Origin of the sequence: Streptomyces sp. BK208 (assembly GCF_004364245.1) — a bacterium.
Taxonomy (GTDB): Bacteria; Actinomycetota; Actinomycetes; order Streptomycetales; family Streptomycetaceae; genus Streptomyces.
In genome coordinates, this window is record NZ_SOAV01000003.1 from 461757 (window position 1) to 484527 (window position 22771).

Consider the following 22771-nt stretch of genomic DNA (forward strand, 5'->3'; position numbering starts at 1 on the left):
TCTTACACGGAGCGGAGCAGGAGGTCTTCGGGAACACCGGCGACCGGTGGCGGTTCCCGGACCCCCTCGTAGCCGAGGTGGATCTCTTGCCGAGCCCGGGTGAGGAGTACGTAGTACGTCATCCGCAGCGCGGCCGCTCCCGGATCGCCGCCGTCGGTGTGGACGTCGGGCACGAAAACGCTGTCGAACTCCAGCCCTTTGGCGCTGGCCCTGCTGATGACGCGGACCCCCGGCCGTCGCAGGTCGAGCGTGCGGTGGCGGCCCTCGGCCGCGGCACCGACGTACACCTGGGAACGCAGGCGGGGCGCGGTGCGCTCCAGGTGTTCGTGCAGGGCAAGTTGCTGCCGCGTGGTGCGCACGATCACACCGATGGTGTGCTGCGGACGCCGTTCGGCGTGGGCGACTAGCTGCGCGATCAGGGCCCGCTGGTCGGCGTACCGCCGCAGCTGGGGAACGGGCCCCGTCCGGGACGGCAGGGGCGGTGCAGTGTCCCCTGTGTGGAAGTGGGCGGCCAGCGCGGCGACGGGCCGGGTCGAGCGGTGCTGGAGGGTGAGCTGGTGGCGTGCACACTCGCCCAGGGCCGAGCTGATCTCGTCGAGGGTGGACTGGGTGTCGGTGATGCGCTGGCACTCGTCGGCGAAGACGGTGACGGGGACGCCGAGCAGGCGGCACAGCCGGTAGAAGGATGGGGGCAGGTCCTGTCCCTCGTCCACGACGAGGGCGAAGCCCTCGCCGTCCTCCTCGACGGCGGCCAGGGCGAACAGCTCGGGCCAGTCGAACCAGTCCGCGTCGGCCCGGGGTGCGGGCTCGCCGGTGCGCGCCCGGTGCCAGGCGTGGATCCACGCGTGCACGGTGCTGACCTCGACGTCGCCGTGGACGGTCAGAGTCTGGCGCAGCAGGTTCGACCGGGTGAGCAGGTGCACCCGGACGCCGGTGAGGGCGACGAGGGAGGCGTGCTGCGCGGCGAGGACGCTCTTGCCGGAACCGGGTGGTCCGGTGACCAGGTGGCATCCGTCGAACGGCAGGTTCCGCAGCAGGTCCTGCTGTTCGTCGGCGAGGTCGAGGTAGGCCGGGCTCACCGGGCGTCGTCCTCGATCTCCCGTACGGCGAGCTCCCGGGCGGTGGTGATGACGTCCTCGAAGTAGCCGGGGACGCCCGCCCCGCCGACCAGCAGGACGCGGTCGAGGAGGGCGTTGCCGGTCTCACAGCTGGTCTCGGGCAGCAGACAGCAGGCGTGGCAGGCGGCCCGGTTGAGGTTGGCGTATCCCTGTCCGGTGTGTTCGGCGCACAGCGGGTCGGCCGAGCACCAGGCGGCGGTTTCGGTCAGGCGCAGCAGGGTTTCGGCGAGCCGGGGTGGCTCCCCCTGCCGGACCAGGCCGCCGAGGGTGCCCTCGGCGTCGCCCGCCGCGGTGTAGACGAGGACGCCGGCCTGTGCGGCGCCGCCCGACCGGGCGTACACACGCTCCCGCAGGGACGCCGTGGAATAGCCCGACTCGAAGGAGAGCTGCCGGACCAGCAGATGGGCGAGCGTGTGCAGCAGGACGAACCGGGGCAGCAGCTCGAGGCCGGTGAGTGATTCGAGACGGTCCTTCTGGAAGGCCCGGTCGAGGTCGTCCCGCAGTCCGCGCACCCGCTCGCGCACGGCGCGGTCCCGCTCCCACTCGGCGAGCCGGCGCTCGTCCAGGGCCAGGAAGACTCCCTCGCCGAAGACTTCGACGGCGGGCAGCCAGCGTGCCCGGCGGCCGGTGTCCACGGGAACGAACCTGGCGGTCGGGGTGACGCGGCTGAAGCCCTGGATGGCGCGGACCTCGCGCAGTCGGTCGGCCACGACCACGCGCGCGACCTTGTCCCGCAGGTCGGGCCAGGGTGCCGTGTGTTCGCCTTCCAGCCCCAGCCCGACCTCCCGGATGACGAAGTCCCGGGTGGGCTCGGGGGCGGGGGCCGTGAACGCGGCCCACTCGTCGCTGCTGAGGTCCGGGTACACCACCTGGTGGGTGCGTTCCCCGGACTCGTCGATCGGAGTGCCGGTCTCTTCCGCGAGGAGGGCGTCCAGCAGGTCGTCGTCGGCTCCGGTGTCCTCCGAGATCATCGAACGGATCAGCGGTGCGCGCGGGCCGTCCGGCGCCTTGCACAGAGCGAGCCACATGTCGTGCAACCGCACCGTCTCGGCGAGTTCGCCGTCGGTGACGGACGCGCCGCTGTCGGGGATGTCGAGGGCGGAGTGCACGACGGGGTAGTACAGGTTTCCGGCGGTGCGCTGGACGATCTGGACGGGGCCCGGGCAGTCCTTGACCGCTTCGCTCCTGCGCTGCCATGGATTACGGCCGGTGCAGCGCAGCCGCTTGGCGCCCAGCACGTCGAGCAGGTCCCGGGACGGTTTGGGGCAGCCCGGCGCCGTGCAGGCCACCGACAGCGCTTCCAGACCGGTCGCCCTCTCCTCGAAACGGAACCGGAGGTGGTCGCGACTGTGGCAGGACTCCCGCTGCTCGGGAGTGAGTTCGGAGTGGGCCCAGTACCACCAGTCGACATCGCCGAGATGGCCGGACGGGCAGATCTGGACGAACCGCATCGGCGTGAGCTGCCGCTGCGGTGAGCAGCTGCGGCAGCGCGGCGGCGTTCCGGGCCGCTCGTCGGCCACGCGCCAGTGGGTCATACGGCGGCACGCCGGGCAGAACAGCCAGGCGGGGAAGCGGATGTACGGCGGTCCGGCGGCGTCCGGGATGTCCCAGGCATCGTGCGGGGCGGGGGGCGCCGCGCGGAAGCCGCTGACGCCGAGGCGCGCGGCCAGCCGGGGCGACGAGACGGCCTGATGGGCGCGGGGCCAGTCACCGATGCCCGCGGCAACGAAGGACTCTCCCTGGACGTCGAGGACGGCACCGGTGCCGAAGGGCACCACGGTCTGCGCCTGACGCACCCGGCGGCGGCTCATGCGTCGGCTCCCTTCACCACGACCTGGCATTCCCGGTCGACGTTGCGCATGGAGTGCGGGGTCTCCCACAGGCCTCCGCCGCGGTCGAAGTCACGCAGGAGGTTGTGCTGGCCCTTGCCCTGGGTTCGGTAGTGCAGGCGCTTGCCGTCGTCGCGTGCCTCCCGCGCCGCCTCCAGCCATTGCTGGAACAGCTCGAAGAGGTCGTCGCGGACCCCGGGGGCGGCCTCCGGATCACTGCGGGTGACCCAGTCCACGATCCGTTCCGCCTGTGTGCTCACCTCGGCCACGTGCTCGAGGACGTCACCGGCCGCGTCCTCCGCGCCGAGGCCGAGGCCGTGCCGGACGAGCACCACCAGTGCCGCGTGCAGGGCACGCCTGCGGGAGGGCACGGACCAGGGGGTGATGGTCGTCGGTTCCACGTGCCGGTACAGGGCCGCGTGGTACGTACCGAACGTCTCGTAGTGCGAACGGTCGCGCGGCTTGGTGGCGTTGAGGAAGGTCACGACCAGGCCGGGCACGCCGTGCCGGCCCACCCGGCTGGTGGCCTGGATGTACTCGGCGGTGGCCTTGGGCTGGCCGAGCATCAGCATCAGCGCGAGACGCTTCACGTCGACGCCCACGGAGAGCATGTTGGTGCAGGGCAGCAGGGAGATGGCCGCGGGGTGGTCCCAGGGCTTCTCCAGCCGGTCGAGGACGAGCGGTTGTTCGCTGCGGTCCAGGCTGCTGGTGAGTTCCTGCACCTGCCCTTCGGTGAGCACGCGCCGTTCGCCGACCGGGCCGGTGCCGGCGAGCTGGGCGGGGATGTCGTCGGCCGCGGCGGTGACGGTTCGGCCCAGCTCCCTCAGGCTGTGGTGGTAGGCGACCAGCGTCCAGTAGTCGTCCCGGTGTTCGCCGGAGAGCTGCACTGCTCCCTGGAGGAGGGTCGCGGCGGTCGCCACGGTGGCACGGCCGGCGGTGTGGCCCTGCGCCATGACGCCGACGTACAGCCGGCCGGGACGTTCTGTGTCGGGCTCCGCGAAATAGGAGGAGCGCGCGTCCGGACCGGACGGCGGGAAGAGCTGCACGGGCCGGCCGTAGAGCCTGCGGACCTGTTCGCCGGCGCGCCGGATGGTGGCCGTGGAGGCGACGATCTTCGGTCCCTGCCGGGCGGGCGAGCACAGTTGCAGGACGGCCGCCTCGTACAGACCGACGGTGGTGCCGAGCGGGCCGGTGAGCAGGTGCAGCTCGTCCTGGATGACGAGGTCGGGCGGCAGGCCGCCGCCGCTGCCGAAGAGACGGCCCGCTTCCGGCTCCCAGGCGAGCCGGGCGAACTTGTCGACGGTGCCGAGGACGAATGCGGGCGGGTCGTCGTAGAGGTGCTGGTCGACGACGGCGACGGGCAGCCGGTGGTGGAAGGCGCAGTCGTCGCGAGGGCAGAAGAACCGGAAGGACGCGGCGCGCGCGTCGATGCCGTAGTCGGCGTGGTCCGGTGACTTGCGTGCGGGCACGATGCGGGTGCCGCACCAGGGGCAGCGGTCGAGGATGAAGCGGTCGTCCGGCGTGGCGGCCGCACGCAGCTCGTCGAAGGCGTCCACGGCCCCCTGGTAGGAGTTGGGTGTCGTCGCCTCACCGACCCACAGTCCGATCGAGAACGGCTCGCCGCCGAGCGTCACCGGGTCGGCCTGCCGCAGGCGTTCCAGGGCGCACACGGTGGTCGCGGCCCGCTGGAACTGCTGGGTGGTCAGCAGCGAGAGCGTGTACCGGCTCAGCACCGTGGTCCCCCGGCCGGTGTCACCGTGCGGCGGCCGGAGGCGACGCAGGACCATGACGAAGGCGGCCAGCAGCAGGTACGCCTCCGTTTTGCCGCCGCCGGTCGGGAACCAGATCAGATCGACCGTCTCCCGGTCGGAATGCGACGGGTCGGCCGCGCCGTCCAGGGTCATGAGGAAGAAGGCCAGCTGGAACGGGCGCCAGGCGGCCGTGGGGTCGGGTTCCGGGTCGAGCTGCACGGCGGCCGAGCGGTCGTGCCGCCGGCCCGCCTGGTCGGCTTCGCTGTGGCGCATCTGGAGTGCCATCGCCGCGTTCGCCGTACGGAAGGCCCGCCGCAGGTCCTCGTTCTCCTCGGCGCACAGCGTCCGCACACCGGACTCCATCCGCCGTACGGCGGCCTCGATCCGTTCCAGGATCCGGCGGGCGGCGGGCCGCCCCCAGGCCGGTACGTCGGTGGCCCGCTGCTCCTCGTACCAGGCGCGGTAGCCCGCGACGAACTCGTCGAGTCCTCCGCGCAGCCGGCTCACCGGTACGGACGGGTCGGAGAGGCGCCTCAGCAGCAGCACCGGGCTGTTCGGCCCCGCCGCCCGGACGGCGGGCACCTCGGTCCGCGGCATCACCTCGGCGTGGACACCGGTCACCCGGCCGTCGTCCGTGCGTTCTTCCCGGGTGGCGCAACCGTGGCCGACGGCATAGGTCCTGACGTGCCGGTACTGGAGGCGGAGTTCCTGTTCCTCCTCGTCGCGGCTGGCGAGCCGGACGCCTGGATACGGCAGGACCTCCCCGTCGATCGCCTCGACCCCCAGCCGGACCTGGAACAGCATGGCGTCCCAGAGCCGTTCACGCTCGGCGGCAGTGAGCGAAGGGGACCGGCGGGGCGCGCGAGCCGTGTTGATGAGCGCGACCGTCACCAGCCGGCCGTGCCCGAAGGTCCGCCATGTCACGCGGATCTCGCCGCGCCCGTCGAATACCAGGCCGCTCGTCTCCCCCGGTTTGAAGGCGGGGGACTCGGCCGTCAGCGGGATGCGCCGCCAGCGGCGCCGCCCGTCATCGTCCCGCTCGGTCAGATAGCGAGCGCCCTCGACCGTGACGCGGAGTTCGGCGGCCGTCGTGAACAAGGACAGTCCCAGGGACGAGGGGAGCCACGAGTTCGCCTCGGGGACGGGATCGTCCCGCTGGGCGGTGTCCTCCCTCTGCTCCTCGGCGCCCGGCGCGTCGACCACCTCGGCGGAGAGCGTCAACTGACGGTGCAGGTCGGCTTCCCGCGGGTAGAGGGTGCCCATCAGGTACTGCCGGTCCGGTGGCGAGGCCACCGTCTCGTGTTCACCCCGGGCGGGCCCCACGAGCTGGTCCCGCACGAACGAGACGAGTTCTTCTCTGGGTCCCATGGCCCCTGTACCCCCCATGCCACACCCTGGCGACCGAACGTACCGGTCCGCAAGATCGTATCCGGCATATGCCGGATGGCGCCCCTCGTACCGGGAAATCGCTCACATCCAGCCACGGGGAGTGGACGCAGCGTCCCCCTCTCGGGGTCGATTGTCAGTGCCCTGTGTCAAAGTCTCCCTCATGACGGCGGACGCACCGGGCACCCGGGAAATCAGGGTGCGTGAACTGCGGGGCGCGTTGGGTGCGTTGCTCGCGGATCTGCACGGCCGTGCGCACGCCGGCAGGGTGGGTGAGGACGACTTCAGGGCCGCCACCGCTTCCCTGGATCTGGACGCGGACGGCCTGAAAAGGTTGGAAGCGGCTCTGGCCCAGCAAGGGCTGGTCGTGGAGCACGCCGCCGCACCCTCCCACGCCGGGATACGGGTCGGCAGGGTCCTTGGGCTGGCCCGCAAGTACGTCTCGGCGGGAGTCGTCCCCGTCCCCGCGTTCACCGGCCTGGTCTCGCTGTGCGGGCTGGATGCCGCGGAGCGGGAGCTGCTGACGGCGGCGTTGGGGGACGAGGGGGTGGTGATCGGCGCGATTCCGTCCCCCCGGCCGGCGGACGTCTCCGAGGCCGCGGCGGCCTCGGCCGAGGAGCCCGGGCCGGAGGAGCTGGGAGCGAGCGGCGAGGTTCCCACCGATCTGGACGGGGCGATGGCCGCCGCGCGGGCCCGCATGGACGAGGACCGGTTCGCACGGAGCGCGTGGAAGAGGTTGCTGACCGCCGAGGAGGAGGTCGGTCTGAGCGTCCTGCTCAAGGGCGGCCCCGAGCACCTCGACCACGTCCCGCAGGAGACGGAGCTGGCGGCCCTCCCCGCCGGCGACATCCGCCGCAGGGCCTACGAGACGCTGGTCGCGCACAATGTACGGCTGGTGCACAAGCTGGCGCAGCGACTGCAGGGGCAGGGCCTCGATCACGAGGACCTGGTGCAGCACGGCGTGCTGGGGGTGATGCACGCGGCCTGCATGTTCGATCCGAGCAAGGGTTTCAAGTTCTCGACGTACGCGACGTGGTGGGCCCGTCAGGCGCTGGAGCGGTCCCTTGGGAACGAGAGCCGGCTGATCCGCATCCCGGTGCACATGCACGAGAAGGTGCGCAAGGTGGCGGTGGCCGAGGCCCGGCTGTCCGCCCAGGGGAAGTCCGTCTCCGCCGGCGCGGTGGCCGTGGCGGCGAACCTCACGGTGGAGGAGGTCGACGCGGTACGCCGGATCAGCCGACCCACGGACTCCTTGGACCGCGAGATCGGCGACGGGACGCATCTGGGCGAGCTGGTGGCGACGCTCCACCTGGCTCCCACCCCGGAAGAGATGCTGCACCCCAAGTACTCCCGGCAGCGTGTGGAGGAGCTGCTCGCGCGGGCCGGGCTGACCGAGCGCGAGGCCGACGTGATGCGAAGGCGCAGTGGACTGGTGGGCGGTGAGCGCCAGACGCTGGAGGAGATCGGCGAAGAGTACGGCGTCTCCCGGGAACGCATCCGGCAGCTGGAGACCCGGGCCCGCGACCGGCTGAAGGTCGTCCTGGCGGGTGGGGCTCCGGAGCCGCGGGGCAAGAAGCGCCGGCGCAAGCCGCGCGAGGAGGCGCGGGAGGCGGAGCCCCAGCAGACGGACCGGACAGCGGTGCCTGAGGTTCCGTCGCACCCGGAGCCGGAGCGGGAGCCGAAACCGGAACCGAAGCCGAAGGCGTCTCAAGCAGCGGCGAGCAAGTCCGGGGTGCCGGAAGGGCAGGGCACCCTGTTCTGACGGGCGCCGCTAGACCTCTGGCCTGATCTTGCTGCCGATGTGGGCGAGGCGGATCGTGCGTTCCTCCGGGACCAGGCGGAAGTGGATGCGGCCGACGCCCGGCGTGAACCGGGCGTGCAGGTCGAACGTGCGCGTTTCCCCGTCCAGGTCGGTGAAGCGGCACACGCGCTTGCGGGTCTCGCCCTCCGGGCTGACCTTGCTCTGCCACTCGGGCTCGGCCATGGCCGCCGGGTCCCATGCGGCGACGGCTTCCTCCAGCCGTTCCAGGGATCGGCGCACGGGTACCACCCAGTGCGGGTTCAGACCGCTGAGCTGACCCTTGACGCGCGGCAGGAAGGTGAGGTGCGGGTAGAGGTCGGCCCGGCTGTCCCAGATCCGCAGGCCGGTGGTGACGCTTTCCCGCCGTGCCTTCCGGATCCACTCCAGGTGCCCGTCGAGATGCGGCTCGGCGGACAGGTGCCGGACGTCCACGGTGTCGTGCCGCATCTCCAGCGTGCCCGCGTCGTCCTCGGCGAGTTCGGCGCGCTCCAGGGTGACGTGGTCGGTCTGCCATGGGCGGGCCACCGCGAGACTGACGGCGATGCCGTCCATGAAGTGCGCGGCACCCAGACCGAGGACGACCCCTCCGTCGTGGCGGTACTCCAAGTGGTCGGCGGCGTCCTCCGCGGGGAAGACGCTCCGCACGGGAGCGCGGCCCTGTAAGGCCCTCAGGCGCTGCCAGAGGGCGCGGTTGCGCGGGCTGGCGCCGATCCACTTGTTGACGGGGTAGCCCTCGGCGATCTCCAGTGCCTTGACGTCCACCTCGCTCACGAGGGTGGCGCCTCCGGCGGCCGCGGCGGCACGGACGACGGCCACGAAGTCGGCCATGGCCCGCTCGGCCCGCGCCGGGTCGCAGGCCGTCCCCCAGGACTTCTCGTTCAGAAACAGCAGTGGCACGCTTACCTCTTCCCCCTGTGTCGTCCCGTGCCGTCAGTCCAGCAGCCGGTCGAGCGAGTTCTCCCACTCGTCGAAGAAGCCCTCGGGCCACTGTTCGAGCATGCCGTCCTTGTCGATGCGCGGGGTGACGACCTCGGTGCCCGCCCCGTTGCCGCTGAAGTAGTGCACGACCGCGTCCTGCGGCTGGAGGACGCCCTGTTTCACGGCGATGCGGACACCGTTCAGCACGTGGTCGCTGTGGGTCTCGACGACCAGCTGCGCGCCGGTGGCGGCGGCCGCGGACAGCAGTGCCGCCATCCTGCTCTGCCCTTTCGGGTGCAGATGGGCCTCGGGGTTCTCCAGCAGGATCAGGCTCTCGGGCGTCGCGGTGAGGCAGGCGACCACGACGGGCAGCGCGTAGGTGAGACCGAAGCCGACATTGGTGGGGCGCCGGCGGCGGGTGGCGTTGATGCCGGCGGTGCCGCCGAAGCCGTAGGACAGGCGGACCGAGTCGGTTCCCTCGATGGGGTCGGTCTCGATGTTGACGCCCGGACACAGCTCCTGCATCCACGCGATCGCCTGGTCCAGGAGCTGGGGGGAGGTGGCGCCGGGGTGGCGGAGGGGGCCGTCGGGCACCTCCATGGGGACTTCCTGGTCCGTGTGGTGGCGCAGGTAGTTGATGGTGTGTTCACCGCGCACGCCGAGGAAACCCCGCGCGACGGCGATCTGGTGGGAGCGCGGGTAGGTGACCGCCGGGGTGATGCGGTCGGCGTGCAGGTACTGGAACGGCTGCTCGGCCAGGTGGGCGCGGACCGATCCCTCCGCCAGCGGCATGACGTCCCGGTCGGGGTGGCGGATGTCGTACGCGGCGGCCCAGGTCCGCTGCTCGCCGTCTTCCTCGATCACGAAGCCGACGAGTGGCTCGCGGACGGCGGGGAGTTCCTCCACCGGCCCGAAGTCCTCGTGCAGGACGTCCTGTGCGGTGCCGAGGCTCACCAGGTCGCCGTTGAGCAGCAGCCCGCCTCCGGCGCGCTTGGTCCGCATGAGCATCTGCGTCTCGTACGACTGGCGCAGCAGGCCCAGCGCCTGCAGGACGCTGCTCTTGCCCGAGGAGTTGAGACCGGTGAGGAGCGTGAGCGGGCCGAGGGGGAGTTCCAGACGCCGGAACGCCTTGAAGTTGATCAGCGTGATGCGGTTGATCACTGCCCGTCCCCGCTCCGCCCCTCGGTGAGCGCTGTCTCCAGAAGCTCCTTGATCGCGTCGAACCGCTTGCGCACCTTCCTGGCGTCACCGGTGCCCACGGAGATGGCGCGTTCGAACTCCACGTCTTCCATGAGGTGCGCGAAGGCGTCGAGGACGTCGGTCTGCCCCAGCGCCGCACGGTCGTCGTCGTCAAGTCCGGCGAGGTTGACGGCGACCGCCTCGAAGAGCGCCTTGTTGATGGGTGACTTGCGCTGCTGGTTGTGGCGGTACTTGCGGAAGGCGTGGGGGCCGAAGATCTCCTCGGCCGCGCGCATCGCCGTGAGGAACTCGGTGCTCAGGCGGTTCTCCTCCGCGCTGTCGAGACGGTTCACCTGGTGCATCGCCTCGGCGAGGAACGCGTCGAAGTCACCGGGCTTGTACGCGTGCGGTGAAGTCATCCGGAAGGCCAGGAAGCGCAGGACCATCTCCCGGTCGGCCATCCGGTCGCCGACGACGCTGTGGCCCGTGGCCCGCTTGAACTCCTCGGTCTCCGCCAGCTCCGCGAGCAGCGTGCGCGCCCGGCCCGAGATGAGCGCGTGCCGGATCTCCTGCCGGGTCAGGGGCTCACCTCCCGTGTTGATGCGCGCGAAGACGTTGAACATCACCGGCTCCGGAGTACCGCGTCGGATGACGTGGACGACGACCTCGGTCTCCCGCAGCCGGATCTGGAGCTTCCCGGACAGGTTCGCGAAGCCGGTGCCCTCGAAGTTGCGCAGGTACTCCAGCCCCGTCAGTTTCAGCGGGTCGGCGCCGACCGCCTCGGGCTCCAGGAAGCGGGCGATGGACGTGAGGCGCTGGATGCCGTCGACGATGGCCCAACTGCCGTCCTTCTTCTCCGCGGCGTAGAAGGACGGGATGGGGATGCGCAGCAGCAGGGACTCGATGAGCCGGGACTGCTTGCCGTCGGTCCAGATGCCCGCCTTGCGCTGGAAGTCCGGGGCGAGGTCGATCATCTCGTTGCGCAGCCGGGACAACAGCAGGTCGACGGTGGTCGTCCGGGTGTCGATGTCGATGTGCTCGGGGTCGAAGGGAGAGGTGATCTGCTCGATCACCACATCCTCGGCCTCCTCGCGCTCGATGTCGGTCGGCCGGCCGTCGGTGGTGACCTCCACGGAGAACAAGGGGGATTCATGCTCCCCGGCGTCGGCCGCGGCGTCCTGATACCGCTCGAACACCGACCGTTGGTCCCGTGTACGCCCCTGGCTCTCCTCCAACGCCGCCATTCCTCTGGTCGCCCTCCCCCTCGTGCCGTACGGCATCATCGTGTCCGCTGCGATCGCCCTTCAGCCTACCGTCCGTGATCCCGCGGTGACGCCGGAACGATCAGAGCAGTGACGGCAGGGCGTTGAGGACGACGGCGCCGGGCGGTTCGGCTCCTCGTCCCCGGCCTCGCCCTCCACGGCGGTGGTCGGACCGCCGACGAGGTACTGCATGCCCCGGTGCAGGAAGTCGCGAAGCGGCGGGCAGATCACGGCCAGGCCGGCCACGCCCGCCGCGGCGAGCAGATCCGGGACCACTCCCCCGCCCGGGAGGAGGAACGCCCCGCCGAGGAGCCCCACGGCCACCGCGAGCCTGCCCGCGCCGGCCAGCAGGCGGCTGCCGAGCGGCTCGGTCACGGCGTCGGCCGCGCCGGACTCCGGCACGTCTGCGAGGAGCCGGGCGTCGACGACCACCAGACTGTCCCGCCTGGATCGCGCACGGCAGCTGTGCCGCAGGGTTGAGGCGACGAGCCGGGACAGGTCGCGCAGGGCACTGTCGCGGTCTGCTCCCTCACCGAGGAGGTAACGCTGGTTGGCGTCGGCGAGTGCCGCGACCAGTCTCTCCGTACTCGCCCGCACCCGCTCACGCGTGACGGGCGGCATGGTGCGGGTGCCGTGCCGGGCTTGACCGCGCAGGGCGTTGCAGAGGCGGCCGAACTGCCTGCCGTGGACGTCGAGAGCGGAGTCCTGGGACCGACGCCGGGACGGCATGAGCAGCAGCTCCAGGAAGCCGACCGCCTCCACGGTGACGACTCCGGCCGCGTCGGAGACGGCGACGGCCCGTACGTCGGCGACCATGAGCGTGACGGAGACGGCACCGAAACCGGCGATGGCGACGCACATCCAGAACGGGGTGACCGTGGTGCGGTGCAGTGAGGCCAGCCACCAGAAGGGAAGCACCGCGAGCAGGACAGGCACCACCTGGAGAAGTGCCGATACGCACCGGCCGGCGACGATACGGTGCCACCGGTCGACGAGTTCCCCCTTGTCCGGCCCGTCCTGCGCCGGTACGCCCCGCCCTTCCAGCTCGGCGAGCAACGCCTCGACGCGCCTCTCGCACGCTGTGCGCCGGATGCGCCGCAGGCCGGGCATCCGGTACACCCCGCCGCCAAGCACACGGGTGCGGGTCCGCCACAGCACGGCGATCCACACCGCCTCGAAGAAGGTCCACCAGCCCCAGAGGAACGCGACGTTCGCGAAGTGCGTGCGTGTGATGACGCTCAGCGTCGCAGACGCCACTGACAGTCAGCCCAGGACGACTTCGCACCAGACGGTCTTGGTGTACGGGGCGTGCGTGGCCGTTCCCCAGTGAGTGGACAGCGCCTCCACGAGGAGTAGCCCCCGGCCGGAGTCGACGTCTGCAGACGGCGGAGCGAGCGCGCCGGGGCGGGGAGGGAAGCGGTCGGCGCGGGCGTCCGTCACCTCGATACGGAGGGCGGGGCCCTGCGGGTGGAGGCTCAGCCGCAGGTGGAAGTCCCGACCGGACACCCGGCCGTGCCGTACGGCGTTCGCGGCGAGTTCGGCGACGAGCAGTGCCGCCGTGCGGTTGGCCTCGGTGTCGTACGACCACCCCCAGCCGTGGAGTTGTTCGGCGGCGAGACGACGGGCGAGGCGGGCACCTCGGGGAGTGGCCGAGAGGCGGATGGTGAAGGGGCGGGGCGCGTCGGCGGGTTGGGCGCGCTCGGGGCGCGGTGCCCGGGAGTGGGCAATATCGGCGTTCATGTCACTCAGCGTGGTCGGCCGTCCCTACCCTGACCAGTAACGGCGGCGGTACCCACCGTCACTGTCCGGTCGCTGTCCGGCTCTGTCCGGACAGTGCCGCGTGACGCGGTGCGCCGGTGAGGGGTTGAGCACGGGCGGCATGCGGAGGTGTCGGAGACGTGGGCGTGACGGGGCAGGGATCGCAGGGCGGTGACGGGATGGAGCCGTACGGCGCGGACGACGAGGAGTCGGCGGCGGTACTGCGGACGGTCGGCAGGGTCATCAAGACGTGCCGTGAGCGGAAGGGGCTCCGCCAGGCCGAGTTGGGGACGGCGATCGGGTACAGCGAGGAGCAGGTGTCCTCGGTGGAACGGGGGCGGCGGGCGCCGAGTCCGACGTTCCTGGAGGCGGCGGACAGGGCTCTGGACGCCGGTGGGCTGCTCGCCGGGCTGCGGAAGGACGTGGAGCAGGCCCGGTACCCGAAGAAGGTGCGGGATCTGGCGAAGTTGGAGGCGGAGGCGGTGGAGATCTGCGCCTACGACAACTCCGTCGTCAACGGGCTCTTGCAGACGGAGGAGTACCTGCGGGCGGTGTTCGGGTCACGGCGGCCGGCGTTTTCGGAGGAGCAGGTGGAGCGGCTTGTCGCTGCGCGGCTGGCGCGACAGTCGGTCATCGCTGGAAAGCAGATGATCCCGTCGTTCAGCTTCGTGCATGATGAAGCGACGCTGCGGAGGCGAGTCGGGGGCAGAATGGTGCTACGCCGACAGCTCGAACGACTGTTGGAAGTCGGGCAGATGCGGAACGTGGAGATCCAGGTGCTTCCCATGGATCGTGAGGACAACGCCGGTCTCGGCGGCCCCTTCCACCTACTGCGGCTGAACGAGGGCACCACGGTGGGGCACAACGAGGTTCAGCGGACCAGTCGACTGATCTCCGAGCCCAAAGAGATCCAGATCCTCGAACTCCGCTACGGGGTCCTCCGCGCTCAGGCCCTCCCGCCGCAGGAGTCGCTGGCCTTCGTCGAGAAAGTCCTTGGAGAGACATGAGCATGAATCCCCCGGCCGGTCACGGCTTCGAGATGACATGGATAAAGAGCAGTTACAGCACCGACGACGGGCCAGCCTGCGTCGAGGTCGCGTCCACTCCCGCCACGATGCACGTCCGGGACTCGAAGCAGAGGCAGGGACCCCGACTCGTCTTCGGGGCCCAGCAGTGGGCCGCGTTCGTGTCGTACGCCGCAGATCACTGACGGGCAATCTGCCGACGCCCCGCCTCTGGTGCCGTACCGGATGCGGTGCGTCGGCGTTCTCCAGTCAGGTGGGCGGCGGAGTCCACTTGCCCTGGTCGATGGCCGCCTGGAGCCGCGCCGAGAAGTAGGCGTGTGCCTCTCGCATCTCGGCTTCGCGGTTGGCCTTGTAGAAGGGGGGCGTGTAGCCCTCCGGCGGGTCCGTGCGCTCGCCGTCGAAGTGGGCGCGGAGGTGCTCGTAGTGTTCCTTGGTTTGGCCGTGGCCGTAGGTGTAGCGGTTTCCTGCGATCCGGCGTTCGCGGGCATCGAACCAAGTCACGGCGTCGAAGTCCTGCAAAATTGGAAAGCGGGCACGGTACATGGCGATGAGTGCATCGGCGTCGACGCCGAGCCAGACGGCGACCAAAGCATCAACCTCAACCTGTGCTGCGCGACGAGTCCGTTCGCTGCGCAATGGAGTGGCATGGGTCCATCCCGGGCCGACCTCATGCAGGGGCTGCAACTCAGGCCACTTGCACGCCCACGGCTCGTACGCCGGCCAGGTCGGGTCATAGAGCTCAGACCAAATCTCTCCATAGGCCGACGTTAGGCAATTGAGGCGCAGGGTGCGCAGCAACAGGGCCGACTCCAGGGGGTGACCCTGCGATGGGGCAGGCATGCGCCGCGCCGGTGCCTTTTTCAGATGACCCACGCCTGTCGTGCGCAGGAGGTAGTCCACGGGCAGGCCGGCCCAAAAGCCTGCCGTGAGCGCGGTCAAGCGGTTATCACCCATGTACATGCTGTGCACCAAGTCGATGTGAGCCGCACCTGGCGGAATGAGCGCCACGTACAAGCTCCGCTCAGTATCAGGTGCGATCATCTCGCGCCACGCCACGCGGTAATACTTCGTGTAGGAATGCGTCGACCGCCCCACGAAGTAACGATCAACATCGTCGGAGTCGATCTCGTTCTCCGGCACGTCTCGCGCCTCCGCCAGCACACGTCGCGCCTGTGCTGCCGCCTCCTCCGACCCCCGCAGTCGCATGAACCCGCCCTTGTCGAACCATTTATCCTGCTTGTCTGCGTACTTCTCCGGAGTCGCGACGCGTACGTATTCCGTCTCCGGTACCGCATCGTCGGAAACCGCCAGGAGGTTCAGGCCTAGCACCTCGCCGCTGCCCTGGCTGGGCTGCTTAAACAGCGGGTTCGACAACCCGAGTTGTGGACCCCGAAGGATGACGTCATCCCACCTTTCAGGCCGGAATACTGCACCGTCTTCGCTCGGGTGGTTGTAGTCGATCACGCCATCGCGCTTGGCCAACGTCTCGTTGTAACCCGACGAAATCGGTGGTAGTTCCCCCACCTTCAACTGATAGTTGGCAAGCGCTTCGATCGCCGCTCCCTCCGCCACACTGACCGGTGACAGCAACCTCCCCTGCTCCACCACCTGGTCCTCATTCCCGGTTAGCCGCTGCCACCGCTCCAACGTCGCACGATCCACCCGGATAATCCGCTTCTTGTGCGGCCGCTCATCCCATGTTTCCCCATATCGCACACCCGGGTCCGGACCAGAACCGTCGTGCTGCGCAGACAATCGCAACGCGTCAACGGAGAACAACCAAGAGAGGTGGTCAAAGCCGATCTCGCCCTCAACTCCGTAAATGTGCAGGCCAAAGTGACTCGACCTGCCAACCGGCGGCGGGAAGAAGCGGTTGCCCGAATTGACGAATTCACCATGCACACGCAATCGCTTGTAGGCAGCCGCCCGCAGCAGCCCGTCCCTGTCGCCATTGAAGTGCGAATCCGGATGGATGAGACCGACCGTGCCGTTTCGCGCGGCGTGGGCCCAGGTCTGACACATGAAAGCGCGGTACAGGTCGGGGCGCTTACCGTCGAGAATCGGGTACACGACTGGAGAACCGAGCTGGTTCGACACTCCCATGATGGTGACGAGTTCGTTCACGAAGTAGGCCCGCGCCTCGGCCCTCTGGAACAGCTCAGCCACTCGGGCCTTACGCACCGCCGCACTCGGCTTCTCGGTGAGCATGAACCACGGATCGCGCTCGGCGAGAACAGGGTCCTCCTTCCACTCAGGCCTGACCCACGGCGGATTCCCCACCTGCAAGTCGAACCCCCCGGCCTCCCCCGCGAAGACGTGCGCGAAGTGCAGCTCCCAGTGGAAGAAGCCCATCCCCCCGTCCGCCCCGGCGTCGTCCCGGTCCTCGGACCCGGCCACGTCCTCCACCGTGTCCAGCCACGGGAACCGCGCCTTGAGGCGGAACGGCGAGTCCATGCCCATGAACGCGTCCAGTTCGACCTCGTAGTCGCGCAGAGCGGCAAGGCTCGGGAACTCGGCGACCAGTGAGTCCGCCGGCACGTCCGTCGCACCGAGCGCGCACTCCAGGAAGTCGATCCAGTCGTCCAGCGTGGCGAGGGGAATGACCTCACGCCGCCCCTTCGGCCGAGCGGCGGTCCGCTTCCGCGCCGGCTTCTTGTCCCCTGCGGCCGAAGCAGACCCGGTGTCCTCCATCTCCAACTGCTGCGGCAGCCCGTCGTCGAACAGGCTCTCCTTCACCCACGCCTGGTCCCCCGGCGCGGGCCCGGACGGGTCCACCGTCGCCTCAACCGAGGGCTGCCCGGCTCGGGCGTCGTCCCCGTCGCCGTACGACACCGCCTCGGAACCGTCCAGCTCCCCCACCCGGTCCAGCGGCCAGAACCACAACGCGCACCATACGTCCATGACGGTCTTCAACCGCCAGTACGGCGTCCCCGGACGCGTGAGGTCGCCGTAGACGACCTCCTTCGGCACCGCCTGCTCCGGATGCTCCAGCCAGTCCGCGCCCCAGACGTCGATCTCCCGGGAGATCTCCCGCTCGGACTGCTTCAGCCGCTCGATCACCAGTTTCCACAGGAACTCGGCCCTCCGGGCGACCCCCTGGAGCCGGCGCCGCTGGGCCACCGTCTTCGGAGCGCGCAGGACACCGGACCGCCACTTCTCCATCCGCTGGACGGCCGCCTTGTCCAGTTCCTCGGCGATCTTCTTGGACTTGGCGTCCGCGACCACCGCTCCCCAGCCCAACGCGGGCAGGAGGAAGTGGTGGACCGAGCCCTCCGGCAACGCTCCGTCACGGAAGGGGAGTTCCCTCGGAGCGAGCGTGTCCTTCTTCGACAGCCACTTGCCCTTGCCCAGCGCGTCCTTGTCGTAGATCCTGCGCCCTGCGCCGACCAGCGAGTTCCCGCGCCGCAGATGCAGGCCGAACCACGGGGCCTGCATCCCCGGGTGCATGGTGTTCAGCCACAGCGACACCTCCGCCAGCTCCACCGCCGTGGCGTTGAGGTCGACGCCGTACGCGTTGTGCAGGGCGACGTAGGCCTTGGCCTTCTGGAGTTCCACCGTGCGCTGGTCGGGCGCGATCTCCACGCCGGTCTCGGCCTCACGGCGCCGCAGGTACTCCGCGGCGACCTGGTCGACCGCCTCGTTGAGGAAGGCACCGGAGCCGAGGGCGGGCTCGCAGATCTTCCACTCCAGCAGCTCCCGCGCGGACGTCACCTCGCCGTTCTGGTCGAGGCGGTGCTTGAGCGCCAGTTCGACCGTGACTTCGGTCAGGGACTCCGGCGTGTAGTACGAGGCCGTGTTCTCGCGGTCGCGTCCCGCCAAGCGGTAGACGAACGACCCCGGCGGGTACTCGGCCCGCTCCGTGAGGCCCGTCTCCTCGTTCTGCCGCTGGACGAACACCTCGCTCGGATAGTCGTTCGCCCGGGACTCCGGGATCATCCAGCTGCCCTTGGCGGGGTCCCCGCCCTTCGCGACCTCGAAGAGGGTCTCGTCGGCGATGAAGCCGGTGTACGACATCAGGCCCTCGTACACGGCGCCGAGCTGGTTGATGCCGAGCTTGGCGTAGGAGATGAAGCCTCCGCGCTCGCCCCTGCGGCCCTTGGTCAGCATCAGGCGGCGCAGCACCTTGTGCAGGGTGGCGTTGCGCAGCCGGGTGTCGAAGTGCTCCGGTCCGGTGGCCGGGTCGTCCTCGTCGTGGGCGGGATTGGGCACTGCCGGGCCGATCAGGCGGATCGCGCCCGGCTCGAAGAGGTCGGAGCGCAGCGGCTCGAAGCGCAGGCCCACGTCCTCGCTGCGGCGGGCCCGACGGGCCTGCTCGAAGCGACGGGCGCGCAGGGCCAGCTGGGCCTCCGTCAGTTCTTCGCCCGTCGCCGACGGCTGCGCGGCTTCCGCAGCCGCTGCCACGCTGTCCGTGTCCCGCTCCGCCCGGTCCTCCGGCTCGGTGCCGTACGGGCGGTGGCCCTTGTTCACCATGCGGGTGAGGAGGTCGACCGACTGGTACAGGTGAAAGCCGTCCCGGGCCGTGGGGCCGACCAAGGTCTTCACCGCCAGGTCACCCAGACGCTGAAGGCCGTAACCGGCGCCGTACTCGGGATAGTCCGAGGGGAGGATGCCCAGCTCCGGGCGGGCCTCGGCGTAGAGCAGGAACAGGATGCGGTAGAGGTAGCGCAGCGATTCGCGGGTCAGGCGGCGGGCCAGGCGCTGGGGGTCGTCGAGGTCGGCGGGGGTCACGCCCTGCTCGGCCAGGCGCTCCAGGACGGCCTGGGCGATCAGCTCGACGGAGTCCTTCAGGCCCTCGCGGAGTTCCGTCGAGACGCCCACGGCGTGTTTGGCCGACTTGGAGACGAGATCGTCCAGCGGGTTGGTACCCCCTGTCTCCGGGACGCGGAGCGAGTCGGCGCCGAACAGGGCTGCCACCGTGTCGAGTTCGCCGCCCGGGCGGTCGTCCCGGCGTTCCAGGGCGGAGTCGAGGCTGACGGCGAGGTAGCGGCCCTCGCTCCAGGCGGTCCGGTCGGCGAGGACGACGACTCCGCCGACCAGGACGAGGACGTAGCGCGGTGGCTCGTCGGCGGCGAAGAGGAAGCGGACAAGGGTGTCGGCATCGGTGATCGGCTCGCCCTGGGGGATGTCGACCGGGTGCAGGAGCCGGCCGGGGCCGGCGGGGTCCCGGGCGGCGTCCGGTTCGGCGGCCCAGCCGCAGGCGAGGGCGACCAGGCCGGGTTCGGCGTGGGCGACCGGGATGTCGTAGGTGCGGCCGGCGCGCTCGATGGTCAGCGTGGCCGGCGCGGGGGTGTAGCCGAGGGCGCGCAGCACCCGGTCGTGGAGGTCCGCGGCCGTCTTGGTCCAGCGGGCGTCGTCGTAGGTGCGCCACCCCGATTCCTCGTCGGGAGCGTCCACCTCCGCCTGGGCGCGCTCGGCGAGGAAGGCACGGTCGGTGAAGTAGGGGGCGCGCAAGGCGCGCAGGCCCTGGCGGGGGGTGAGGAGGCGCGGCTCGTCCTCCGGTTTCCTGCTCTCCTCGGCCTCGTGTTCGGCCCAGCGGGCCAGCAGTCCGTCCTTCGCCTTGAGATCCTTGGGGAGGACTTCGGCGAGGTAGTGCGCGGAGAAGTAGTCGCCGTGGTTGACCAGCGAGTCGTACGTCACGTCAGGACCGTTTCTGCGGATGGTTCTGCGGGTGGCTTTCGGATGGTGGGGCCGGTGCCGGTCAGGCGCGGTCGAGGACGGCCAGGACGCGCAGCAGCGGGCGGCCGGTGGCGGTGAGCTTGTCGGCCAGTTCCGTCTGGTCGCGGATGGTGTCCTCGATCACGCGGCCGGGCAGCAGGGCCTCCTGCTGCCAGCGGCCGAGGCGTGCACGGTAGTCGTCGAGCTGGGCGCTGATCTGCCGGGTCCAGGCGTCCTTGCGTTCCTCCAGGTGCTCGCGGGCGGCGGCGACGGCAGCCGGGACGAGCCTCTGAAGGGCGGGCAGGTCACTGGGTGCTGCCGGATTCGCCATGTCGGGGCCGACGCCGGCCTCCGTCAGGGCGTCCGGCATCGGCACCACCTCGGCGGTGCCGGGCAGACCGCGGACGGCCATCCACTCCACGACCGTGGGGCGGCCCAGCTTGTTGGAGTAGATGCCCTGGACGAGGAAGACCGGGCCGGTCGCGCCGGGGGTGAGGAGGACGGGTGCCTGCTGGCGGCCGAGCTGGACGAGGACCTTGTCGACGAGCCATTCCACCAGGGGATGGATGTCGGTGAGGTAGCCCACGGCGGGCCAGCTGGAGCCGGACTTGCCTCGGGCCTCGTCCAGACTGTGCTGTCCGAGGCGCCGATCGAAGGTGACCCGGAGCCGGTCCTTCAGCTTCTGCTCCCGCAGATAGTCGGGGGGCAGGACGTCCAGGCGGTGCAGGAGATCGGGTGCCTTCGCGGTGGCGAGACTCAGGTAGGGGGAGGACTCGCCGTGCGGGAGCTTCTGATGGTGCTCGGAGAGGTCGAGCACGTCGTGCGGGCGTTCGTCGTAGACCTCGTCGAGGGCCGCACGGACGAACGCCTCGGTGTCGCCGCCGAACAGGGTAGGGACCTGTGCCCTGGGCACCGGCCGGTGCTCGGGCAGGACGGACGACTGGGAGAAGAGCGCGGTCAGCGGATCGCCCTGGGTGGGCGAACCGGCCAGCGACTCCTCGACGGTGCGGCCCGCGAGAAGATCCCTGATCAGGCGGCGTTCCTCCTCCTCCGCGCGGTACAGGCCGGTGACCGCCTCGGCGGTACCGTCCAGGCGATAGGCCTCCTCCTCGCGTTCGAGGAGTTTCTCGGCGACCGTGCGGTCGTCCTTCGCGCCCTGGGTAGCGGAGTGCAGGATCAGTGCCCGGAACCGGGGGTTGTGCTTCTGGCCGTAGCGGTCGATGCGGCCGTTGCGCTGCTCGATGCGGATCAGCGACCAGGGGATGTCGTAGTGCACGAGGTCGTGGCACTGGCGGTGCAGGTTGACGCCCTCGGAAGCCACGTCACCGGTGAACAGGATGCGCACGGGGTGGTGGGCCAGACCGAACGCCTCCACGACCTCCATCTGTTCCTTGTCGGACAGCCCGCCGTGCATGATCCGCACGGCCTGCTTCGCCTGGCCCTCGGTGAATCCGAGCCTGTCCGGCACGACCTTGGCGAGCCACTTCAGCGTTTCGACGCGTTCGGAGAAGACGACGACGCGCGTGGCCGAACCGGGGCGTACTCCCATGGCGGAAAGCTGCTCCACGAGGGCGTCCAGCTTCGACGAGTCGCCCCGTGTGCCGGCCTCCCCGATGGCGGACGTGAGCGCCCGCAGGCGCTCCAGTGCGGCGAGTTCCGTGGCGATGCGAGTGGCCGCCGGGGTGCCGGGGGCGGTCTTCGCCGTCTTGTCGTTCAGGGTGCTGATCCGGGTGGTCACGGTCTTGGCGAGCGCCCGGTGGGAAGAGAGGAAGGCCTTCAGGAGCGTGTACGGGAAGAGGCGGTCCTCGGTGGGCGCCGCACGGCCGGACGGCGCGGTGCCGAACTCGGTGGAGGTGTCCGGCGCCGGGATCCAGTGCCGCGTCAACTCGGCGAAGATCCGTTCCTCGGCCTCGGTGGCGGTGCACGGCACGGAGACGGTGGGATCGCGGTCGGCCCACTCCTTGCCGATCTGGTCCCGTACCTCGGGGTGGACCTTGGTCCGGCGGATGAAGAGGTGCCCCAGGTCCTTCTCGGCGTCGTAGTCGCTCGGGTCCGCGATCGCGGCCGGGTCGAGGAGGCTGATCAGTTCGGCGAAGGACCTGCCGTCCCCGTTGTGCGGAGTGGCGCTGGCCAGGAGCAGGGCGTCGGTGTTCGGGGCGAGGACGCGTGCCAGGGCGTTGCGCTGGCTGCCCCGGTTGATGAGGTTGTGCGACTCGTCGATGACGACCGCGTCCCACTGGATCCTCTCCAGGTGGTGGCGGTACTGGCCGATGTTCTTGAGAGTGTCGACGGAGACGATGACCCGCTTGTAGTGGGTGAAGGGGTTGCGGCCGGCCGGGATCTCCCGCTGGATGCGCTGGATACCGACCGAGTCCAGGCGGATGAGCGGGATCGAGAAGCGGGTCCACAGCTCGTGCTGGAACTGCTCCAGGACGTGCTGCGGAGTGACGACGAGGATGCGCTCGCCCCGGCCGCGGCGGATCAGCTCGGCCAGGGTGAGGCCGATCTCCAGGGTCTTGCCGAGGCCGACGACGTCGGCGATGAGCAGTCGGGGGCGCAGGTTGGCGAGAGAGAGGGCCAGCTCGGCGGGGCGCTGCTGGTAGCTGAGCGGGTCGACGAGGAAACGGTCGGCGAGCGCCAGTCCGCGTTCGGTCTGCGGGAGCGGGGTCTTGCGCAGCAGAGCCTCCAGGAAGAGACGGCTGCGGCGGAAGTGGTCGGTGGGGTCTTCGACCAGCTCCGTGTCCTCGGGGTCCAGAAGGCGGACCCCGTCACCGGCCAGGCGCTCGATCTCGGTGAAGAAGACGGCCGGCTCGTCCCGGACGAACTCCGAGACGCCCACGGCCTCGATCTTGGCTCCGTCACGGCTCGGGCTGACGCTCTTCACCAGCCATTCCTCGTCTCGGACGAGGATCTGGGCCCCCGGCGGGAACCTCATCTCGGAGGCGTCCGCCGCCTCAGAGGTCACCGACTGCTCCGGCCGCCCGTCCGGCTGGTGGGTCACGCTCGCCGCCTCCGTCTCCTGCACACGCCGGCCACGGGAAGTGGCCGAAATACCGGGCAAGTCTTCCATGCCGGAGGATGTCCGCGCA

General features: G+C 70.3%; 13 protein-coding genes. 3 read left to right on the forward strand and 10 right to left on the reverse strand.

Annotation, left to right across the window (positions count from 1 at the left end; genetic code table 11):
* Positions 1–2: 2 nt before the first annotated feature.
* Genes EV562_RS10415 through EV562_RS10425 form a run of 3 tightly spaced genes read right to left on the reverse strand, consistent with a single transcriptional unit; the run spans position 3 to position 6066 of the window.
* Positions 3–1079, reverse strand: coding sequence for an AAA family ATPase (locus EV562_RS10415; RefSeq protein WP_133886429.1), 1077 nt, complete (start codon positions 1077–1079; stop codon positions 3–5).
* Entirely contained in the window at positions 1076–2929 is a 1854-nt protein-coding gene (locus EV562_RS10420) for a DUF1998 domain-containing protein (RefSeq protein WP_133886430.1), read from the reverse strand. Before EV562_RS10420 ends, EV562_RS10415 begins: the two co-directional genes overlap by 4 nt.
* Entirely contained in the window at positions 2926–6066 is a 3141-nt protein-coding gene (locus EV562_RS10425) for a helicase-related protein (protein WP_133886431.1), read from the reverse strand. The genes EV562_RS10420 and EV562_RS10425 overlap by 4 nt, the downstream gene beginning before the upstream one ends.
* 181 nt (positions 6067–6247) lie before the next feature.
* Between EV562_RS10425 and EV562_RS10430 the strand changes: the two genes are divergently transcribed.
* Positions 6248–7846, forward strand: a complete 1599-nt coding sequence (locus EV562_RS10430) for a sigma-70 family RNA polymerase sigma factor (protein WP_133886432.1) — start codon at positions 6248–6250, stop codon at positions 7844–7846.
* Positions 7847–7855: 9 nt separating this feature from the next.
* On the opposite strand, the gene EV562_RS10435 is transcribed toward EV562_RS10430, so the two are convergent.
* The 5 genes from EV562_RS10435 to EV562_RS10455 all read right to left on the reverse strand — a co-directional run bounded on the left by EV562_RS10435 (position 7856) and on the right by EV562_RS10455 (position 12984).
* Positions 7856–8782: a hypothetical protein gene (locus EV562_RS10435; protein WP_133886433.1), complete on the reverse strand. Its 927-nt coding sequence runs from the start codon at positions 8780–8782 to the stop codon at positions 7856–7858.
* Positions 8783–8815: 33 nt separating this feature from the next.
* A complete protein-coding gene (locus EV562_RS10440) occupies positions 8816–9964 on the reverse strand; it encodes a DUF3696 domain-containing protein (protein WP_133886434.1) in 1149 nt (382 codons plus the stop codon).
* Positions 9961–11178 (reverse strand): DUF262 domain-containing protein, encoded by a 1218-nt coding sequence (locus tag EV562_RS10445; protein WP_243860020.1) that lies wholly within the window; start codon positions 11176–11178, stop codon positions 9961–9963. Before EV562_RS10445 ends, EV562_RS10440 begins: the two co-directional genes overlap by 4 nt.
* A 108-nt stretch (positions 11179–11286) precedes the next feature.
* Positions 11287–12501, reverse strand: a complete 1215-nt coding sequence (locus EV562_RS10450; RefSeq protein WP_133886436.1) for a hypothetical protein — start codon at positions 12499–12501, stop codon at positions 11287–11289.
* 6 nt (positions 12502–12507) lie between these two features.
* The gene (locus EV562_RS10455; RefSeq protein WP_133886437.1) at positions 12508–12984 is read right to left on the reverse strand and encodes an ATP-binding protein; all 477 of its coding nucleotides are present in this window, start codon (positions 12982–12984) and stop codon (positions 12508–12510) included.
* 197 nt (positions 12985–13181) lie between these two features.
* Here EV562_RS10455 and EV562_RS10460 point away from each other — a divergent pair, with 197 nt between their 5' ends.
* Together EV562_RS10460 and EV562_RS10465 are read left to right on the forward strand one after the other, a co-directional pair.
* Positions 13182–14009, forward strand: a complete 828-nt coding sequence (locus EV562_RS10460) for a helix-turn-helix transcriptional regulator (protein ID WP_133886557.1) — start codon at positions 13182–13184, stop codon at positions 14007–14009.
* Entirely contained in the window at positions 14006–14212 is a 207-nt protein-coding gene (locus EV562_RS10465) for a DUF397 domain-containing protein (RefSeq protein WP_133886438.1), read from the forward strand. Before EV562_RS10460 ends, EV562_RS10465 begins: the two co-directional genes overlap by 4 nt.
* Before the next feature lie 64 nt (positions 14213–14276).
* On the opposite strand, the gene EV562_RS10470 is transcribed toward EV562_RS10465, so the two are convergent.
* Both EV562_RS10470 and EV562_RS10475 read right to left on the reverse strand, forming a co-directional pair.
* The gene (locus tag EV562_RS10470) at positions 14277–19478 is read right to left on the reverse strand and encodes a class I SAM-dependent DNA methyltransferase (protein WP_133886439.1); all 5202 of its coding nucleotides are present in this window, start codon (positions 19476–19478) and stop codon (positions 14277–14279) included.
* Positions 19479–19725: 247 nt separating this feature from the next.
* Positions 19726–22683, reverse strand: a complete 2958-nt coding sequence (locus EV562_RS10475; protein ID WP_347877068.1) for an SNF2-related protein — start codon at positions 22681–22683, stop codon at positions 19726–19728.
* Between the last annotated feature and the right edge of the window lie 88 nt (positions 22684–22771).

Bases quoted from the DNA above. Each gene is read 5' to 3' on its own strand.
- EV562_RS10420 (WP_133886430.1), bottom strand. From the start codon at position 2,929: ATGAGCCGCCGCCGGGTGCGTCAGGCGCAGACCGTGGTGCCCTTCGGC.
- EV562_RS10425 (WP_133886431.1), bottom strand. From the start codon at position 6,066: ATGGGACCCAGAGAAGAACTCGTCTCGTTCGTGCGGGACCAGCTCGTG.
- EV562_RS10430 (WP_133886432.1), top strand. From the start codon at position 6,248: ATGACGGCGGACGCACCGGGCACCCGGGAAATCAGGGTGCGTGAACTG.
- EV562_RS10455 (WP_133886437.1), bottom strand. From the start codon at position 12,984: ATGAACGCCGATATTGCCCACTCCCGGGCACCGCGCCCCGAGCGCGCC.
- EV562_RS10460 (WP_133886557.1), top strand. From the start codon at position 13,182: ATGGAGCCGTACGGCGCGGACGACGAGGAGTCGGCGGCGGTACTGCGG.
- EV562_RS10465 (WP_133886438.1), top strand. From the start codon at position 14,006: ATGAGCATGAATCCCCCGGCCGGTCACGGCTTCGAGATGACATGGATA.